Source organism: Planomonospora algeriensis (assembly GCF_977012225.1).
The window spans coordinates 16,267-32,681 of the sequence record NZ_CDRNDK010000024.1 but is presented as its reverse complement, the minus strand read 5'-3'; the positions used below and the strand labels follow the sequence as shown (position 1 = coordinate 32,681).

Annotated in this window: 19 protein-coding genes; 8 read left to right on the top strand and 11 right to left on the bottom strand. The window is 71.7% G+C overall.

Going from position 1 to position 16,415, the window contains the following annotated elements:
- Positions 1-168: 168 nt before the first annotated feature.
- Complete coding sequence (locus ACWJ6R_RS04955; protein WP_449061048.1) at positions 169-705, bottom strand: hypothetical protein; 537 nt, start codon at positions 703-705, stop codon at positions 169-171.
- Between the two features lie 169 nt (positions 706-874).
- Between ACWJ6R_RS04955 and ACWJ6R_RS04950 the strand changes: the two genes are divergently transcribed.
- The gene (locus tag ACWJ6R_RS04950; protein WP_449061047.1) at positions 875-1,468 is read left to right on the top strand and encodes a hypothetical protein; all 594 of its coding nucleotides are present in this window, start codon (positions 875-877) and stop codon (positions 1,466-1,468) included.
- 109 nt (positions 1,469-1,577) lie between these two features.
- On the opposite strand, the gene ACWJ6R_RS04945 is transcribed toward ACWJ6R_RS04950, so the two are convergent.
- The 4 genes from ACWJ6R_RS04945 to ACWJ6R_RS04930 all read right to left on the bottom strand — a co-directional run bounded on the left by ACWJ6R_RS04945 (position 1,578) and on the right by ACWJ6R_RS04930 (position 4,664).
- Positions 1,578-2,231, bottom strand: coding sequence for a TetR family transcriptional regulator (locus ACWJ6R_RS04945; RefSeq protein ID WP_449061046.1), 654 nt, complete (start codon positions 2,229-2,231; stop codon positions 1,578-1,580).
- Between the two features lie 46 nt (positions 2,232-2,277).
- Positions 2,278-3,390, bottom strand: a complete 1,113-nt coding sequence (locus tag ACWJ6R_RS04940) for a CapA family protein (protein WP_449061045.1) — start codon at positions 3,388-3,390, stop codon at positions 2,278-2,280.
- 135 nt (positions 3,391-3,525) lie between these two features.
- Positions 3,526-3,732, bottom strand: a complete 207-nt coding sequence (locus ACWJ6R_RS04935; RefSeq protein WP_449061044.1) for a DUF397 domain-containing protein — start codon at positions 3,730-3,732, stop codon at positions 3,526-3,528.
- A 71-nt stretch (positions 3,733-3,803) separates the two neighbouring features.
- Complete coding sequence (locus ACWJ6R_RS04930; RefSeq protein ID WP_449061043.1) at positions 3,804-4,664, bottom strand: helix-turn-helix domain-containing protein; 861 nt, start codon at positions 4,662-4,664, stop codon at positions 3,804-3,806.
- 630 nt (positions 4,665-5,294) lie between these two features.
- Here ACWJ6R_RS04930 and ACWJ6R_RS04925 point away from each other — a divergent pair.
- The 5 genes from ACWJ6R_RS04925 (at position 5,295) to ACWJ6R_RS04905 (ending at position 10,165) form a co-directional block, all read left to right on the top strand.
- Positions 5,295-5,540 (top strand): hypothetical protein, encoded by a 246-nt coding sequence (locus ACWJ6R_RS04925; RefSeq protein ID WP_449061042.1) that lies wholly within the window; start codon positions 5,295-5,297, stop codon positions 5,538-5,540.
- Complete coding sequence (locus ACWJ6R_RS04920; RefSeq protein ID WP_449061041.1) at positions 5,527-6,180, top strand: hypothetical protein; 654 nt, start codon at positions 5,527-5,529, stop codon at positions 6,178-6,180. The genes ACWJ6R_RS04925 and ACWJ6R_RS04920 overlap by 14 nt, the downstream gene beginning before the upstream one ends.
- Positions 6,181-6,388: 208 nt before the next feature.
- Positions 6,389-8,554, top strand: coding sequence for a molybdopterin-dependent oxidoreductase (locus tag ACWJ6R_RS04915; protein WP_449061040.1), 2,166 nt, complete (start codon positions 6,389-6,391; stop codon positions 8,552-8,554).
- Positions 8,555-8,655: 101 nt separating this feature from the next.
- Complete coding sequence (locus tag ACWJ6R_RS04910) at positions 8,656-9,210, top strand: HD domain-containing protein (RefSeq protein ID WP_449061049.1); 555 nt, start codon at positions 8,656-8,658, stop codon at positions 9,208-9,210.
- A 43-nt stretch (positions 9,211-9,253) separates the two neighbouring features.
- Entirely contained in the window at positions 9,254-10,165 is a 912-nt protein-coding gene (locus ACWJ6R_RS04905; RefSeq protein ID WP_449061039.1) for a Rieske 2Fe-2S domain-containing protein, read from the top strand.
- Between the two features lie 86 nt (positions 10,166-10,251).
- Here ACWJ6R_RS04905 and ACWJ6R_RS04900 read toward each other — a convergent pair whose 3' ends face one another.
- The 4 genes from ACWJ6R_RS04900 to ACWJ6R_RS04885 form a co-directional block, all read right to left on the bottom strand.
- Positions 10,252-10,482 (bottom strand): hypothetical protein, encoded by a 231-nt coding sequence (locus tag ACWJ6R_RS04900; protein ID WP_196450338.1) that lies wholly within the window; start codon positions 10,480-10,482, stop codon positions 10,252-10,254.
- A 29-nt stretch (positions 10,483-10,511) separates the two neighbouring features.
- Positions 10,512-11,267, bottom strand: a complete 756-nt coding sequence (locus tag ACWJ6R_RS04895; RefSeq protein ID WP_449061038.1) for a sulfite exporter TauE/SafE family protein — start codon at positions 11,265-11,267, stop codon at positions 10,512-10,514.
- A 78-nt stretch (positions 11,268-11,345) separates the two neighbouring features.
- Entirely contained in the window at positions 11,346-12,434 is a 1,089-nt protein-coding gene (locus ACWJ6R_RS04890; protein WP_449061037.1) for an SPFH domain-containing protein, read from the bottom strand.
- A gap of 93 nt (positions 12,435-12,527) precedes the next feature.
- The gene (locus ACWJ6R_RS04885) at positions 12,528-13,322 is read right to left on the bottom strand and encodes an ABC transporter ATP-binding protein (protein ID WP_449061036.1); all 795 of its coding nucleotides are present in this window, start codon (positions 13,320-13,322) and stop codon (positions 12,528-12,530) included.
- A gap of 67 nt (positions 13,323-13,389) precedes the next feature.
- On the opposite strand from ACWJ6R_RS04885, the gene ACWJ6R_RS04880 reads away from it, so the two are divergent.
- A complete protein-coding gene (locus tag ACWJ6R_RS04880; RefSeq protein ID WP_449061035.1) occupies positions 13,390-14,172 on the top strand; it encodes a hypothetical protein in 783 nt (260 codons plus the stop codon).
- A 104-nt stretch (positions 14,173-14,276) separates the two neighbouring features.
- On the opposite strand, the gene ACWJ6R_RS04875 is transcribed toward ACWJ6R_RS04880, so the two are convergent.
- Positions 14,277-14,918: a winged helix-turn-helix transcriptional regulator gene (locus tag ACWJ6R_RS04875; RefSeq protein ID WP_449061034.1), complete on the bottom strand. Its 642-nt coding sequence runs from the start codon at positions 14,916-14,918 to the stop codon at positions 14,277-14,279.
- Between the two features lie 146 nt (positions 14,919-15,064).
- Here ACWJ6R_RS04875 and ACWJ6R_RS04870 point away from each other — a divergent pair, with 146 nt between their 5' ends.
- A complete protein-coding gene (locus ACWJ6R_RS04870) occupies positions 15,065-15,628 on the top strand; it encodes a dihydrofolate reductase family protein (protein ID WP_449061033.1) in 564 nt (187 codons plus the stop codon).
- 54 nt (positions 15,629-15,682) lie between these two features.
- Here ACWJ6R_RS04870 and ACWJ6R_RS04865 read toward each other — a convergent pair whose 3' ends face one another.
- Positions 15,683-16,342 (bottom strand): response regulator, encoded by a 660-nt coding sequence (locus tag ACWJ6R_RS04865; protein WP_449061032.1) that lies wholly within the window; start codon positions 16,340-16,342, stop codon positions 15,683-15,685.
- Positions 16,343-16,415: the final 73 nt, after the last annotated feature.

Sequence of the window (16,415 nt, the reverse complement as noted above, 5' to 3'; positions counted from 1 at the left end):
GGGAGGCCGAGGTCGTGCCGACCGGCCCTCGCCCCGGCGGCGCACCGCCCCGGTCCGGGGACGGAGCCGGAGGCCGCGAGGCCCGGCGGCTGCCGATCCTGGACGATTTCCTGCCCGGCCTGCCCCTGAACCGAAGCGGGCGCTGAGCGCCGCGAGGTCGCGGCCCGCTCAGTGCGACGTGTCGAGCAGCGCGTCCAGCTCGTCCTCCGGAAGCCCGAGGTCCACCCGGATGCGGTAGCGGACGCGCAGGAGCGCGGCGTGTTCCGCCCCGCCCGCGACCGCGTCGCCGAGGCCCCGGGTGGCCCAGGCGTGGGCCTCCTGCGGATCTCCGTACGCGGCGAGGGTCTCCGCGACGGTCAGCGCGGTGGCCGGGGAGACGTCGCCGGTCCGGATCTCCTCGATCACCTTCCGCGCCTCCTCCGGCTGTTCGAGCTCGAAGAGGGTGTCGGCGATCCCCGCCCTCGGGTCGGCCCCCGCGTCACCGCCGTCGTCCACGGCCCGCTGGAAGCAGTGAAGGGCGCGCACGGACCTGCCCGCCTGCCGCCACTCCTCCGCGGCGAGCACGAGGATCGCCGCCCGCGATATGTCGCCGGACACGTACTCCTCCGCCAGCTCTTCGAGCCGGTGGGCGAGATTTTCGTGATCATCGGCCATAAGTGCCTGCTCAAGCAGCCGGTCCAGCTGCCCACGTGTCACATGCGCCACACCGCGAGCGTACCGAGCGCGGCTCTGTTCCGCCCGCCCAATGACAGGTATGGGTTGCGCAACTACATGCACACAATTGCTCACGCTGAGCTTTTTTCCGTAGGAAGCGGGCATATGACGGACGCCTCCTGCTCCAGGAGCGGTGCCTTTCGAAGGAGGTGCGATGGGCATGTCCAGGCAGATGACCTTCACCCTGACGTGCGCGGCGCTTCTCTCCGTGATCGTTCCCGGATGCGCCGGATACCTCTCGGCGAAGCTCGACGCCGTCGACGAGGCGCGCCGCAGGCTCGCCTCCGCGGAGGACAGGTTGCTCGAGTCGCGCCTGGCCGCCCAGGCGGTGGCGACGCCCGCCCGCCCGCTCTGCTCCGCTTCGGGCCGCTCCCCGGCCAGTCGTCGTGAGACCTCGGTGCCCGCGGCGTTCACCCCCGCACCCGCGGACGCCCGCGAGAGGCGGAGCAGGGCGGCGGAGCACGAGAACCGGCGGGAGCGGGCGAGATCCCGCTCCGCGAGAGCGGGCGCGCCGTCCGCCGTGTCGCCGGGCCAGGCGGTCGGCCGGTCCGGGACGCCGCAGTCCGTCGGCCGGGAGAGGGACTCCCGGGAGACCTGGCGATCCGACGAGGTGCGGGAGGCGGGTCTCTGGCCTCCGGGGTTCCTCCCGGTCGAGGACCCCTGGCTGCCGGCCGTCCCCCACGTCGAGAAGGTCCGGCCCTTCGGCGATCAGCCGGTCTTCCCCCGCCACGCCCGGGGACCCGGGCGCGGCTGACCGCCCTCTGCGACGCCCCTCTGCAACGCCCCCTGCGACGCGACGCCCCGCGAGCCGCCGGAACCGCGCAGGTCCGGAGTGATCGCCTACGGCGCCCCTACGACACCCCCTACGGCGCCGAAGCCTTGGCGAACTGGCGGTTCAGGTAGCCGCGGATCAGCCGCTTGGCCTCGCCGATGACCGCCGGGTCGCCGTTCGCGTCGCGCCGGAAGGCCAGCCTCAGCACGGCGTCACCCGCCTCGACCGCGACCAGGATGGCCAGGTCGAACTCCTCGCTGTCGGCCAGGCCGTACTCCTGCAGGAGCAGTCCGCGCAGCCGCCCGGCGATGACCGTGTTGTTGTCGGCCACCGGATCGAGCATGTTGAGGTCGACCACGTCGCCGAAGTGCAGGGAGCGGAATCCCGGAACGGTCCGGTTCATCTCGACGTACTCGTCGATGATCGCGTCGACCGCGTCCCACCAGCCGCCGTAGTCCTCGGAGAGGAAGCGCGCCCCGATCCGGGTGACGAAGCCCTCCACGTGGCGGCGGGTCACCGCCTGGGCAATGGCCCGTTTGTCCGGGAAGAACTGGTAGACGGAACCGATCGCGACCCCGGCGCGCTCGGCGATCCTGGTGGTGGACAGCGCCTCGTAACCGATCTCGTCCAGCAGCTCGGCGCACGCGTCGAGCATCCTCTCGACGCGCCGTGCGCTCCGTCGCTGGGTGGGCTGGCGCCGCAGCGGAGTCTCACCGCACTCCTCGGCGGGCAGGATGGACGACATCCCTCCATCTTGCCCGTCAGATCCCGTCAGGTCAGGCGCTATCGGGTCAATCGCCAGATTGTCCGGGTCTGGCCGCCAGACCCGTGCACCCGCGCAGCGCCTTCCAGCTCGTGACGGCCTGCTGCCGGGCGGACCCGGTGAGCGGGACCGGCACGCCGCCCTGGATCACGGCCGGGGTCCACTGGTCCTTGAGGACCTTGCGGCCGTTGATCGTCAGCGTCAGCACCCCGGTCCGCCCGGTCTCCGGCCCCCAGTTGTAGAAGACGAAGTTGCCCATGCCGTAGTTGACGTAGGCGTTCCGCAGGTAGCCGCCGCCGAGCAGGATGTGCGCGTGGCCGCCGACCACCACGTCGGCCCCGGCCGCGACCAGCTTGGGGGCCAGGCTCCGCTGCGCCTCGTTCGGGCACTTCTGCAGCTCGGTGCCCCAGTGCAGGTGGACGATGACGGTGTCGGAGTTCCTGCGCGCCCTGCGCACCTCCTGGATGAGCCGCGCCTCGTTCTTGGCGGAGGCGAGCCCGCCCTTGCTCCCCTTCGCCGTCCAGGCGGTGATGAACTCCGAGTCCAGCACCTGGGTCGCGCCGATGATCGCCACCCGGTTGCCGTTGACGGTCGTCCGCCACGGGCGGTACGCCTGGGCCTCGTTGGCGCCCACGCCGACCATGGGGAACTTCGCGCGCCTGACCGCGGCCAGCGAGTCGGCCAGCCCGCTCTCCATGTAGTCCATGCCGTGGTTGTTGGCCATGGACGCCACGTCCACGCCGGCCGCCTTCAGCGCGGTCAGCGCGCTGGCCGGGGCCCGGAAGGTGTACTGCTTGCCGGGGGCGGGGGTGCCGCCGGTGGTGATCGCGGTCTCCAGGTTCACCATGGCCAGGTCCGCCTTGCGGAGCACCTTGGCGATCGGCCCCAGCGCGGTGCGCGGGTTCGCGTTCAGCCTGGTCCGCAGGACCCCCTCGAAGTGCACGTCCCCCCCGAAGGAGATCGTGTACGGTCGGCGTTCGGGGGTCGGCGTGGCCTCGGCCGGCTCGGCGGGCCTGTCGGCGGGCTTGCCGGCGGCCGACTCCGGGGCGGCGGACTCCGCGGCGGTGCAGGCGGCGGCGAGCAGGGTGGACACGACTGCGGCGGCGGCCACACCGAGGCGGCGGCGGGTATAGGTGTTCATCGCCCTCCGAGCATGCCATCCCGGCCGCGGTGAGCGGAACGACTCGCCCTTCGGGATACCTCTCCCTGACCTTCCGTCTCCCACCGGGTACGGCCTGTGCCCTGCCTGCGGGGTGCAGGCCGTACCCCTTCGCGCCTACAGGTCGAACTCGCCGTCCTTGACGCCCCCGACGAACGCGTCCCACTCACCCGGAGTGAAGACGAGGACCGGACCCTGCTGGTTCTTGCTGTCGCGGACGCCGACGCGCCCGCCCGGCAGCTGGGCGACCTCCACGCAGTTGCCATTGGCCGCGCTACGGATGCTCTTCCTCCAGGCTGCGCCCGAAAGGTCAGTTTCGTGCATGTCTCTATCTCCTTTACGGGAAACGCCCTCGGTTCCCGCTGGGGCAGCTGCTCAGAGCCTGAGGAGACTGCCTATCTCCAACGCTCCTCGATGATCTTTTCGATGAGTTCCCGAGAGCCGTCGACTCCATATGCCTCCGACTGCAGATGGCCGAAGGCGATCTCATAGCCGTACACCATCTCCTCGTCCTCCACGAAGCGTGCGCTGTAGAGCGACTCCAGGTACACGACGTCGTGGAACTCGGGGAACTTGAGATGGAAGAAGGAGCCGGTGTTCACCGGGTGCTCCCCGCCCAGGGGCAGGATCTGCACCCGCACGTTCGGCAGCCGCGAGACCTCGACCAGGTGCTCGAGCTGCCCGCGCATCACCGCGGCGCCGCCGAAGCGGCGCAGCAGCACCGACTCGTCCAGGACCACCCAGAGCCGGAGCGGGTCGGCACTCCGGGTGATGAGGTCCTGCCGGGCCATACGGGCGTTGACCCGGCTGCGGAACTCTCCCGGCGGAATCCGAGTGATCGGCTGCGTGGCGCGAATGACCTCGCGCGCGTAGTCCTCGGTCTGCAGCAGGCCCGGTACCAGCTGGGGTTCCCAGTTCAGCGCCGAGACCGCCTCCGCCTCCAGCCCCAGCAGGGTGGTGAGCTCCTGGGGCAGGGAGTCCGAGTAGTTCTCCCACCAGCCCTTCCGGGCCGCGTCCTGATGAAGATCGAGCAACTCCCGCCGCTGATCCTCATCCACTTCATACAGCTCGGTGAGTGCCTCGACGTCGCTCCGGCGCGGCATGGTCTTGGCATTCTCGATGCGACTGACCTTCGAAGCCGACCAGGTCAGCCTCGTGGCGACGTCCTCACCGCTCAGACCGCAGCCCTCCCGCAACCGGCGGAGCTCCTGGCCGAGCCTGCGCCGGCGAACGGTTGGGCTGCCACGCTCGGGCACCGTCCGACCCCCTCATCGATATGAAGGTGTATCGATACTGGACTGTTTAAGGACCCATGATTCAGGACCTCGCGCTCATCGTACACTGCAATTTGCACGGCGGTCTGCGAGGCTTCTCTCCATATTCTCGTCATGAGAGCTTGCCGCAACCCTTTCCCCGGCGGAGGGTTGTCCATGGGGATTTTCTTCGGCCATGACGGCGGATGCCGATGATTTCCAGAGAACTCGACCATCTCTGGCCACACGGGGACCGTCCCGCCCCCGCAGTCTCCACCTCGACCGCGCCTTACCTTCTCCGTGCAAGTTGCACGGAGGCGTGCAGCGGAGATTCTATGAAAGTTTCTCGATATTTCTGGCATCAGAGTATTGCAGCATTTGACACCCGGGGGGAGCATCTGATTAGAGGAGGATCCGTCCACTCGGGAGAGACCGGCGGCACCGCCTCGGACACGCCGCCGACGGTTTCCAGGGAGGCAGACGGACCAGGGGACGAGGGGGAGAAGCAGGCCGCAGCTCACGGCCGCACGCATCAGAAAAAGCCCCGAAAGGGCGAAAATGCATCAGGCCGGCGGCCACCGGCCCGGATGCCGTTCACAAGAGCTCCGCATCACGCCACGAAAGGAGCCTCCCATGTACGTCCAAGGTATCAATGGGATCTCCGGAATCAAGACCCGGCTCGCCCGGCTGATCGACCGCGCCGACGACGAACTCTGCATGGACCAGGACGAGTGGGCCTACCGCCTCGGCTGGAGCGTGGAGCGCACGGGCTTCGGCGCCCGGCATTACCGCAACCCCCTGTTCGACCTGCAGAAGGCCGAGCGCATCTACGCCGGAGGGGACGCGGGCAGGGACGTGGGCGAGAATGTCGCCGCGTAACGCCCGCAACGACCGCCACCGCCCGCCGGAGTCCCCGTGGCCGCCCCGCAGGGCGTCGCTCCCCGTCCGGCTCTGGCGGTGGCGGACGGAGATCCTGCTGGCGGCCGTCGTCGTCACCGTCGCGGTGCTGGTGGCCGCGGGTCTGCGCGAAGGCAGGTGGTGGCCGTTCCTCGCGCTCACCAGCACCGTCTGGTTCCCCGCCGCGACCCGCTCCGGGCGCGAGTGGGCCCGTGCCCGGCTGCACTGCCTGACCACCCGGCACCGCATCCACCGGGTGTGCATGGAGACCCCCCTGCACACCAGGTCGGGACGGCTGCCCCTGATCATGCGGATCACCCCCACCGCCGCCGGCGAGCGGGTGGTGATCATGATCAGGGCAGGGATCTGCGCGGCGGACTTCCGGGCGCACGCCGAGGAGATCGCGGTGGCCTGCTTCGCCCGCCGGGTCGCCGTCACCCGGCATCCCCGCCGATCGAACCTGGTCGTCCTGGAGGTCGTCCGCCGGGAGGCGCACACCCCCGCCGGGCTCTCCCCGGGTTTCGAGCGCGTCTACGGCGAGACCGGGTGGACTCCCCGCAGACCGCCGGGCCGGGGATCCGCCGAGCCGCCGGACCCGGACCACCTGCCGCGGGCCGCCTGAACACCCATCTGACGGGATCCGGCCGCCTGCCGCCCGGGCACCCGCCGAGCGGCGGCCTCCGGGCCTCATCCGGAGGCCGGTCCCCACCTCCACGCGGAACCCCGGCCCGAGACCCTCCGCCCCGGTCGAGCGGAACCCCGGCTCCAGGGCTTTCCCTCGCGGCCGCGGCGGGCAATGATGGGTTCGTTCATCGAACCCAGGAGTGCCGATGCGAACCGCCCACCGGACATGTCCCCTCTGCGAGGCCGTCTGCGGCCTGCGGCTCACGCTCGACGACGCCGGGCACGTCACCTCCGTGAAGGGCGACCCGGACGACCCGTTCTCCCGGGGCTTCATCTGCCCCAAGGGCGCGAGCCTCGGCCGCCTGGACTCCGACCCCGACCGGTTGCGCGCCCCGATGATCCGCACCGGCGGCGAGTGGCGCGAGGCCACCTGGGCGGAGGCGTTCCAGACCGTCGAACGGGGCCTGACCGGCGTGGCCGAGGCCCGCGGGCGCCAGGCGCTGGCCGTCTACCTCGGCAACCCGAACGCCCACACCATGGCCGGAGCCCTGTACGGCGCACCGCTGATCCGCGCCCTCGGCACCCGCAACGTCTTCTCCGCCAGCACCGCCGACCAGATGCCCAAGCACGTCTCCTGCGGCCTGATGTTCGGTGACCCGATGGCCGTCCCGGTGCCCGATCTGGACCGCACCGACTACCTGCTGATGCTCGGCGCCAATCCGCTGGAGTCCAACGGCTCGCTCTGCACCGCCCCCGACTTCCCCGGCCGGTTGAAGGCGCTGCGCGCGCGGGGTGGCCGGCTCGTGGTCGTCGACCCGCGCCGCACCCGGACCGCCGCCCTCGCCGACGAGCACCTGTTCGTCCGGCCCGGCACCGACGCCCACCTGCTGTTCGGCATCGTCCACACGCTCTTCGCCGAGGACCTCACCTCGGTGGGCGTCGAGGTCGAGGGCCTGGCGGAGCTGCGCGCCCTGGCCGAGGACTTCTCCCCCAAGGCGGTGGCGGAGACCTGCGGCGTGCCCGCCGACGTCATCGTCCGGCTCGCCCGGGAGCTGGCCGCAGCCCCCACCGCCGCCGTCTACGCCCGCATCGGCACGTGCACCGCCGAGTTCGGCACCCTCGCGCAGTGGCTGGTCGACGCGGTCAACGTGCTGACCGGCAACCTCGACCGCCCCGGCGGAGTCATGTTCGCCACCCCCGCCACGGAGACCGGGCGCAGGCGCAAGCCGTACACCACGGGCCGCTGGCGCAGCCGCGTCCGGGGCCTGCCGGAGGCGAACGGCGAGCTGCCGGTGGCCACGCTCGCCGACGAGATCGAGACCCCCGGCGAGGGGCAGGTCAGGGCGCTGGTCGTGGTGGCGGGCAACCCGGTGCTCTCCGCGCCGGACGGGCCCCGGCTGGAGGAGGCGCTGCGCGGCCTGGAGTTCATGGTCTGCGTCGACCCCTACCTGAACGAGACGACCCGGCACGCGGACGTCGTCCTCCCCCCGCCCCCGGTGCTGCACTCGCCGCACTACGACTTCTCCCTGCTGGCGTTCGCGGTGCGCGACTACGCCAGGTTCTCCCCTCCGGTGCTGCCGCCGGAGCCGGGACGGCCCTCCGAGGCGGAGATCCTCGCCCGGCTGGCGCTGATCGCCTCCGGGCAGGGGGCGGACGCCGACCCGGCCGTGCTCGACGAGCTGATCCTGGAGCGGCTGCTGCGCCGGGCCGTCGAGACGCCCGGCTCGCCCGTCGAGGGTCGGGACCCCGCCGAGCTGCGCGCCGGGCTGGAGGGCGCGAGCGGGGCGGAGCTGCGGCTGGACGCCATGCTCAAGCTCGGCCCGCACGGCCTGTCCCTGGCCGAACTGCGGGCCAACCCGCACGGGATCGACCTCGGCCCGCTGCGGCCCCGGCTGGGCGAGGTGCTGTGCACGGCCTCGGGGAAGGTGGAGCTGGCCCCGGCCGCGCTGGTGGCGGACGTCGCGCGGCTGCGCGAGCGGGCGTCCGCGCCGCCGCCGGAGATGGTGCTGATCGGGCGGCGGCACCTGCGCTCCAACAACAGCTGGCTGCACAACGTGGAGCCGCTGGTCGGCGGGAGCAACCGCTGCACGCTGCAGATCAACCCGGCCGATGTGCGCAGGCTCGGCCTGGACGGGCACGCCGTGGTGCGCAGCGCCGTCGGGGAGCTGACCGTGCCGCTGGAGCCGACCGACTCGATCATGCCCGGGGTGGTGAGCCTGCCGCACGGCTGGGGTCACCGGGGGACCTCCCAGCGGGTCGCCGCCGAGCACGCCGGGGTCAGCGCGAACGTGCTGACGGACTCCTCCGCGCTCGACGCCCCCTCGGGGAACGCCGTTTTCAACGGGGTGCCGGTGACCGTCAGCCGCGCGTGAGCCCGTGGGCGGGCGGAAGAGTGCCTCACGCGCGCACTAGGCTTGCGCGCGTGACCACCCCTCCAGCACAGGATCGTCTGCACGCCCAGCTCGCCTTCGCCATGGAGATCGACAAGCTCCGGCGCATCGTCCGCCGCAACACCCTGATGGACGGGTCGCGGCGGGAGAACGACGCCGAGCACTCGTGGTACGTGGGGATGCTGGCCATGGTCATGGCCGAGCACGCGCCGCCGGGGACCGACATGGACAGGGTCGTCGCGATGCTGCTCGTCCACGACATCGTCGAGATCGACGCCGGTGACACCTTCATCTACGACTCCCCGGCGGTGGAGGCCCAGCTCGGCATCGAGCGCAAGGCGGCCGACCGCATCTTCGGGCTGCTCCCGGAGGACCAGGCGGTACGGCTGCGCGAGCTCTGGGACGAGTTCGAGGAGCGCAGGACCCCCGAGGCCAGGTTCGCCAAGGCCCTCGACCGCATCGCGCCGATCATGGCCAACCACCACAACGAGGGCGGGACCTGGTCGCTCTACAAGGTGACGGCGGAGCAGGTGCTGGAGAAAGTGAAGATCATCGAGGAGGGGTCGCCGACCCTCGGCGCCTACGCCACCGAGATCATCGAACTCTCCGTCCGCCGGGGACATCTGGCGCGTGCATAACGCGGTTCCCGGGTAGGTCCCTAATGGTCGAGAGGGGGCGGGAGTGAAGGAATCAGTCCAGGCCGGGCGTCGGAGTCTCAAGGATCTGGCTTCGACGATCAACATCGTCGGCCCGATCGAGCGGTCGTCGAGGTTGGACCGGCCGATCCGCGGCCTGGCCAAGGCGGTGCGCCGCAGGATCGGGCCGGGACGCCTGCGCGACCTGCTCCACGGCGTCCCCACCGGCAAGCCCCTCCACCCGCCGCTGGCCACCTTCGTGCTGGGCGCCTGGGCGGCGACCTCGATGATCGATGTGACCGGGACCGGTTCCCGGGCCGCGCGGACGGTGCTCACCGCCGGGCTCGGCGCCGCGCTCCCCACGGTGGCCGCCGGCGTCACGGACTGGTCGGTCATCCACCGCGAGCAGCAGCGGGTCGGCTTCGTGCACGCGGTCACCAACCTGACCGCCTTCGGCCTGTACGCCGCCTCGCTGGCGCTGCGGGTCGGCGGGCGCGAGCGGGCCGGCCGCATGGTGGGGTACGCCGGGCTGGGCGCGGCGAGCCTGGGCGGCTTCCTCGGCGGGCACCTGGCCTACCGGCAGGCCGTCGGGGCCAACCACGCCGACTCCGTCGCCCATCTGGTCCCGCTGGGCTGGTACGACCTGTGCTCCCTCAACGACCTGCCGGACGGCCGGCCGGTGGCCCGGCGGCTGGGCTACATCGACCTGTTCGTGCTGCGGGTCGACGGCGAGGTCACCGTGCTCGCCGACCACTGCTCGCACCTGGCCGGCCCGCTGCACCAGGGGCGACTGGTCGCCGAGGGCGGGGCCGCCTGCGTGGTCTGCCCCTGGCACGGGAGCACGTTCCGGCTCTCGGACGGAGCCGTCGTGCACGGCCCGGGGACCGCGCCCCAGCCGTCATTCGAGACCCGGATCCGTCGCGACGGCGTCATCCAGGTCCGCCCGGCGCAGACCTGACGGACCCGCCCCGGCCTCAGCCGGCGCAGACCCGGCGGACCCGCCCCGGCCTCAGCCGGCGCAGACCTGACGGACCCGCTCGAGCCTCAGTCGTCGGGGCCGCCGTCGGCCGGATGCTCCACCAGGGCGAGGACCCGGCTGGACATGAACCTGGCGGTGCGCACCGCCGTACCGCTCCGGGTGACCTCGCTCACCTCGACGACGCCGCCGCGGCGGTTGGCGATCTCCACCCGGCGGCCCGCCCGCGTCGCGGCGACCTCGTACGTCCGTGAGGTGTCTCCGGCATCGATGACGATCTCTACCCTGTCGCCTTTCATGCCTGATTCATACCCATACAGGGTAGATTTTATCCGTACACCAGTTTGACTATCGCGGCGACGCCGACGCAGACGATGAAGACCCGCAGCACCGGGGCGGGCAGTTTCCGGCCCACCTTCGCGCCCAGGAACCCGCCGATCGCCGCGCCCACCGCCACCAGCGCCACCGCCCGCCAGTCCACCTCCGCGACCAGCACGAACAGCACCGCCGCGGTCGTGTTGACCAGCAGGGAGAGCACGTTCTTGGCCGCGTTCGCCCGCTGCAGGCCCTCGTCGAGGAAGACGCCGAGCAGCCCGATGAGCAGCACGCCCTGGGCCGCCCCGAAGTAGCCGCCGTAGATCCCCGCCGCGAAGACGCCGAACCAGAGCCAGGGACCGCCGTGCGGGTGGGCGTGCTCGCGCCAGGTGCTCAACCACGCGCTGAGCTTCGGCTGGACCATCACCAGCACGCACGCCAGGCCGATCAGGATCGGCACCACCACGTCGAAGGTGCTCGCCGGGAGGCGGAGCAGCAGCAGTCCGCCGATGAGCGAGCCCGCCACCGAGCCGACGCCCAGCCGTATCAGCCGGTCGCGCTGTCCCTTCAGCTCCGGGCGGTAGCCGAGCGCCCCGGTCAGCGACCCGGGCACCAGCCCGATGTTGTTGGAGACGTTGGCCACGATCGGCGGCAGGCCCACCGCCACCATCGTGGGAAACGTGATCAGCGATCCGGAGCCGACCACGGCGTTGACGCCCCCGGCCCCGATTCCGGCCGCGAAGATCGCGACCGCCTCCCATGGCGTCATGAACGCACTCCTCGCTCATACGGCTCGCGCCCGCAGACGGTGCACGGCACTCACCGCACCCTAGGAGAAGTCCGGAACTCAGCCGGAGGCGGGGGTGTCCTTCCGCGCCCCGTCCGATCCGGGCGGGGAACCCTCCCCGTCCGGGGCCGGAGGCCCCACCGCGGCGCCCGTGTCACCGGCATCCGCTCCCCCGGCACCCGCACCCGCGGCACCCGCACCCGCTCCCCTGTCGCCCGCTCCGCCGGCGCCCGCACCCGCGGCGCCGGAGACGTTCGCGAACAGGCCGCCCAGCCCTTCCAGCGCCCGGCCCATCTCCGAGGGTACGATCCACACCTTGTTGGCGTCGCCCCGGGCGATCTGCGGGAGCGTCTGCAGGTACTGGTAGGCGAGGAGCGCCTGGTCGGGTTTTCCCTCATGGATGGCCCTGAACACCATCGCGATCGCGTCGGCCTCGCCCTTGGCCCGCATCGCCTTCGCCTCCGCGTCGGCCTGGGCCCGCAGGACCACGGCCTCCGCCTCGCCCCGCGCCTTGAGGACCGCCGCCTGCTTCTGCCCCTCGGCGGTGAGGATGGCGGCCTGCTTCTGCCCCTCGGCGGTGAGCACGGCGGCGCGCTTGTCGCGGTCGGCGCGCATCTGCTTCTCCATCGAGTCCTGGATGGAGGCCGGGGGGTCGATCGCCTTGAGCTCGACCCGGTTGACCCGGATCCCCCACTTTCCGGTGGCGTCGTCGAGGACGCCGCGCAGCTCGCTGTTGATCTCCTCACGAGAGGTGAGCGTGCGCTCCAGGTCCATGCCGCCGACCACGTTGCGCAACGTGGTCACGGTGAGCTGCTCGACGCCGACCAGGAAGTTGGCGATCTCGTAGGTGGCCGCCCGGGGATCGACCACCTGGAAGTAGATCACCGTGTCGATGGAGACCACGAGGTTGTCGGAGGTGATGACCGGCTGCGGGGGGAACGAGACGACCTGCTCGCGCAGGTCGATCGTCTCCTTGATCCGGTCGAGGAAGGGGACCACCAGGTTGAGGCCCGGCAGGAGGGTGCGGTGGTATCTCCCGAGCCGCTCCACGATCCCGGCGGTGGCCTGGGGCACGATCCGGACCGTCCGTACCAGTGCGAACCCTGCGACGGCCACCACGATGAGGGCGGCGATGAACGATGGTCCCATCGGCAACTCCGGACGGTCGAGTCGAATGGAGCTCTCGTCCTTGGGATGATATTTGGTTTTACTTTTCCTTAGTGGTGCAAGTCACACTTGGAATCAGAACTGTTGCGCTCGGGCGTACCAGCGCCCGTCGAGGCCGCGCTCCAGGGTGAGGGGGAGGCCGAAGGTGCGCGAGAGGTTGTCGGCGGTCATGACGTGGTCGATCGGACCCTGGTCGACCACCGCGCCGTGCCGGAGCAGCAGCGCGTGGGTGAACCCGCTGGGGACCTCCTCCACGTGATGGGTGACCAGGACCATCGTCGGGGCCTTGGGGTCGTGTGCCAGGTGGGAGAGCCTGCGGACCAGGTCCTCCCTGCCGCCCAGGTCCAGCCCTGCGGCGGGCTCGTCCAGCAGGAGCAGCTCCGGGTCCGGCATCAGCGCCCGGGCGATCTGCACCCGCTTGCGCTCCCCCTCCGACAGCGTGCCGAACCGGCGGCGGATCAGGTGGGCGCAGCCCATCTGATCGATCAGCTCGACCGCCCGGGTGACGTCCGCGGAGTCGTACTCCTCCTTCCAGCGGCCGAGAATCGCATACGAGCCGGTGAGCACCAGATCGATGACCTTCTCGTCCGCCGGCACCCGCTCCGCCAGCGCCGCGCTCGCCAGCCCGATGCGCGGGCGCAGGTCGAACACGTCGGTCTGGCCCATCCGCTCGCCCAGGACCTCCACGACGCCCTCGGTCGGGAAGAGCATGGCCCCGGCGGCCTGGAGCAGCGTCGTCTTGCCCGCGCCGTTGGGACCGATCACGACCCATCGCTCGTCCTCGTGGACGGTCCATTCGATGTTCCGCAACAGGACCGCGCCGTCCCTGCGGACGGTGACGTCCTGCAACCGAAGCACCTGACCGCCCATGCGCCACGCCTCCTCATCAATCGCTCGGATCAAAACCTATTGCAGGACGAGCGCATATCGTGGACCGGTGCACCCTGATTCACCGATCTCGGCCACGCTGGTCTGCTGGGGCAACGCCTGGCTCGCCGGGCAGACGGGGCTGGACCAGGCCGCCGACCGCGTGGAGCGGCAGGCCGGACCCCAGCTCGTCGCCACTCCCGGCGGCGACGTCCCGCTCCGCATCGTCCTCGCCGACCTGAGGGGCGACGGCCTGGCGGCCCTGCGCCTGGCCCTTCCCGCGGCGGGCGATCCGCTCGGCCTCACCGGTCCGGCCCCCTTCACCTCCGCCGCCGTCGACGCCGGGCAGGCGGTCACCGCCGTGCTCCCCGGCAGGTGCCTCGGGCTGGTCCCGGCACCGGACCGCCGCGGGTCGTCGTACTCCGGGGTGCGCTGGAGCGTGTTCGAGGCCTCCACCGCGGTCCCCGACGTGCCCTCCCTGGCCGAGCCGAGCAGGCCCTCACCCTGGCGATGCGCGCGGCCACCGACGCCCTGCTCGGCGTGGAGCGGCCCGCCAGGCCACCGCCGGACGCCACGCCCCCGGACGACGGGCCTGGCCCCCGGCGTACTCCCGCCCGCGCCCACCGGGTCGCGGCTCTGGCCGCCCGCCTCGCCGCGGCGCTCCGCGTCGCCGACGACCGCGGTCTCACCTCGGGTCAGATCGCCACCCGCGGCCAGGCCCTGCGCGACCTCGACCACGCGGTACGGCGCGCTCGCGTGGCCGCCCACCACGCCATCACCGAACTCGTCTGACGAAGCGGACACGGGCGGACACGGGTGGACGCGGATGGACGCGGGTGGACGCCCCCGGTGAAGCCCGGCCAATCGCCTGCCTGACCACGGCGTCCTCAAGCGGGTCCGCCGACTCCGTCCGGGGCTCCGTCCGGGGCTCCGTCCGGGGCGGCGGCCGGGGTGGGGTCAGATGGCGAAGGCCTCGGCGAAGCGCTCCAGCAGCGCGGGGTCGCCCTCGATGCGCACGGCGCCCGTGGCCACCGCCTCGGCCGGGGTGATCTCCTTCGCCATCAGCGCTTTGATCGCCATGCCGGTCTCGATGACCAGGTCGGCGTCCGGCAGCGGGCCCTCTCCGGCGCTCAGCGCACCGTCGGAGACGCGCACGTGGAAGACGGTCCCGCCCATGCGCACCTCGTAGCGGGCGGTCAGGCCGGCGGCCGCCTCGGGCCGGAAGGTGTTGCGCATCGCCAGGACCATCGAGGCGCCGGTGACGATCTCGCCGGGACGGGGCTCGCCCAGCGACCGGGCGCCCCACCGGCTCAGGTGCATGACCGCCTCCTCCAGGTCGCGGCCGTACTCGGTCAGCTCGTAGACCACCGAGCCGTCGGGGCGGGGCAGGACGCGGCGGTGCACCACACCGGCGGCCTCCATCTCCTTGAGCCGGGCCGACAGGATGTTGGTCGGGATCTTCGGCAGCCCGTTGCGCAGGTCGGTGTAACGCCGGGGGCCGACCAGAAGATCACGGATGATGAGCAGCGCCCAGCGCTCGCCCACGATCTCCACCGCGCGGGCGAGCCCGCAGTACTGTCCGAACTCACGCTTGGCCATGCTTCGAATTTTATGCCATAGACCTGTTGACATAGCTAGCTTGTTTTTAGCAAGCTTGCTTCAGCAGGACGGCGGGACAACCCGGCCGGACCCCGAGAACGCACTCGACGCGACACCGTCAAGGACCCCTCGAAAGGACGCCCCCCATGCGCACGCTCAAGCTCCAGGTCCAGACCACCGCCGACGGCTACATGGGCGGCCCCAACGGCGAGATGGACTGGATGCACTTCCCCTGGAGCGACGACCTCAACGCCTACCTCGACGCCCTGACCAAGCCGGTCGACACCATCGTGCTGGGCCGCAAGCTCGCCGAGGGCTTCATCCCCGCCTGGGAGGCCGGTCCCGAGAGCGAGTCCCAGGAGACCATCGACTGGATGAACGACACCCCCAAGGTCGTCGTCTCCGACTCCCTGTCCGAGTCACCCTGGAAGAACGCCACCGTCGCCGGCGGCGACCTCGCCGAGGCGATCGGCGAGCTCAAGGCCCGGCCCGGCGGCGACATCATCGCCTACGGCGGCTCCACCCTCGCGCAGGGCCTCATCGCCGCCGGCCTGGTCGACGAGATCCACCTGATCGTCAACCCGACCGCAATCGGCACCGGCCTGCCCGTCTTCCCCACCACCGGCGCCGTCCAGCGCTTCCAGCGCGTCACCGTCCAGCCGTTCGAGTGCGGGATCACCGCGCTCTGCTACGCGCCGGCACGCTCCTGACACCGCCGCCCGACTGCCGAACCATCAGGCTTCGGACCATCAGGCTCCGGACCGTCAGGCCAGGCCATGCCGTACGGCGTAGAGCGCGGCCTGGGTCCTGTCCTGTACGCCCAGCTTCATCAGCACATTGGAGACGTGGGTCTTGACCGTCTTCTCCGACACGGCCAGCTTCCGGGCGATCTCCCGGTTCGAGCGGCCCGAGGCGATCAGCGCGAGCACCTCGCGTTCCCGGTCGGTCAGCGGGGTCACCGGTCCCGCCGGAGCCGCGGGTGGGAGGGCGGTCCCGGCCAGCATCGCCTCGGCGGCCTCGGGGGCCAGCAGCACCTGTCCGCCGTGGACCGCGCGGATGGCCTGGACCAGCGCCGCGGGCTCGACGTCCTTGTAGAGGAAGCCCGCCGCGCCCGCCCGCATGGCCGGGGCCACGTCACCCCGGTCGGCGACCGAGGTCAGCACCAGCACGCGCGGCGCCGGCCCGAGCTCCGCGAGCCGGGCCAGCGCGCCGAGGCCGTCGAGGACCGGCATCCTCAGATCCAGCAGGAGCACGTCCGGCGCGAGCGACCCGGCCAGCTCCACCGCCTCGGCCCCGTCCCTCGCCTCCCCGACCACCTCCAGGTCGTCCTGCAGGTCCAGGAACGTGCGCAGGCCCTGCCGGACCACCGGGTGATCGTCCGCGATCAGCACCCGGATGGTCCCGCCCCGCTCACCGCCGCTCACCCGCGCACCGCCGTCCCGTCGTCTCGCCGTCCCCGGCCGCCGCATGCCGTGCTTGTCCCGCTCGCTGTTCCGG

Coding starts and splice junctions, on each gene's coding strand:
- ACWJ6R_RS04945 (WP_449061046.1), bottom strand. CDS start 2,231: ATGTCGTCCATCCTGCCCGCCGAGGAGTGCGGTGAGACTCCGCTGCGG.
- ACWJ6R_RS04935 (WP_449061044.1), bottom strand. CDS start 3,732: ATGCACGAAACTGACCTTTCGGGCGCAGCCTGGAGGAAGAGCATCCGT.
- ACWJ6R_RS04895 (WP_449061038.1), bottom strand. CDS start 11,267: ATGACGCCATGGGAGGCGGTCGCGATCTTCGCGGCCGGAATCGGGGCC.
- ACWJ6R_RS04875 (WP_449061034.1), bottom strand. CDS start 14,918: ATGGCCAAGCGTGAGTTCGGACAGTACTGCGGGCTCGCCCGCGCGGTG.
- ACWJ6R_RS04900 (WP_196450338.1), bottom strand. CDS start 10,482: ATGAAAGGCGACAGGGTAGAGATCGTCATCGATGCCGGAGACACCTCA.
- ACWJ6R_RS04885 (WP_449061036.1), bottom strand. CDS start 13,322: ATGGGCGGTCAGGTGCTTCGGTTGCAGGACGTCACCGTCCGCAGGGAC.
- ACWJ6R_RS04910 (WP_449061049.1), top strand. CDS start 8,656: ATGGAGATCGACAAGCTCCGGCGCATCGTCCGCCGCAACACCCTGATG.
- ACWJ6R_RS04890 (WP_449061037.1), bottom strand. CDS start 12,434: ATGGGACCATCGTTCATCGCCGCCCTCATCGTGGTGGCCGTCGCAGGG.
- ACWJ6R_RS04920 (WP_449061041.1), top strand. CDS start 5,527: ATGTCGCCGCGTAACGCCCGCAACGACCGCCACCGCCCGCCGGAGTCC.
- ACWJ6R_RS04925 (WP_449061042.1), top strand. CDS start 5,295: ATGTACGTCCAAGGTATCAATGGGATCTCCGGAATCAAGACCCGGCTC.
- ACWJ6R_RS04870 (WP_449061033.1), top strand. CDS start 15,065: ATGCGCACGCTCAAGCTCCAGGTCCAGACCACCGCCGACGGCTACATG.
- ACWJ6R_RS04940 (WP_449061045.1), bottom strand. CDS start 3,390: ATGAACACCTATACCCGCCGCCGCCTCGGTGTGGCCGCCGCCGCAGTC.
- ACWJ6R_RS04915 (WP_449061040.1), top strand. CDS start 6,389: ATGCGAACCGCCCACCGGACATGTCCCCTCTGCGAGGCCGTCTGCGGC.
- ACWJ6R_RS04950 (WP_449061047.1), top strand. CDS start 875: ATGTCCAGGCAGATGACCTTCACCCTGACGTGCGCGGCGCTTCTCTCC.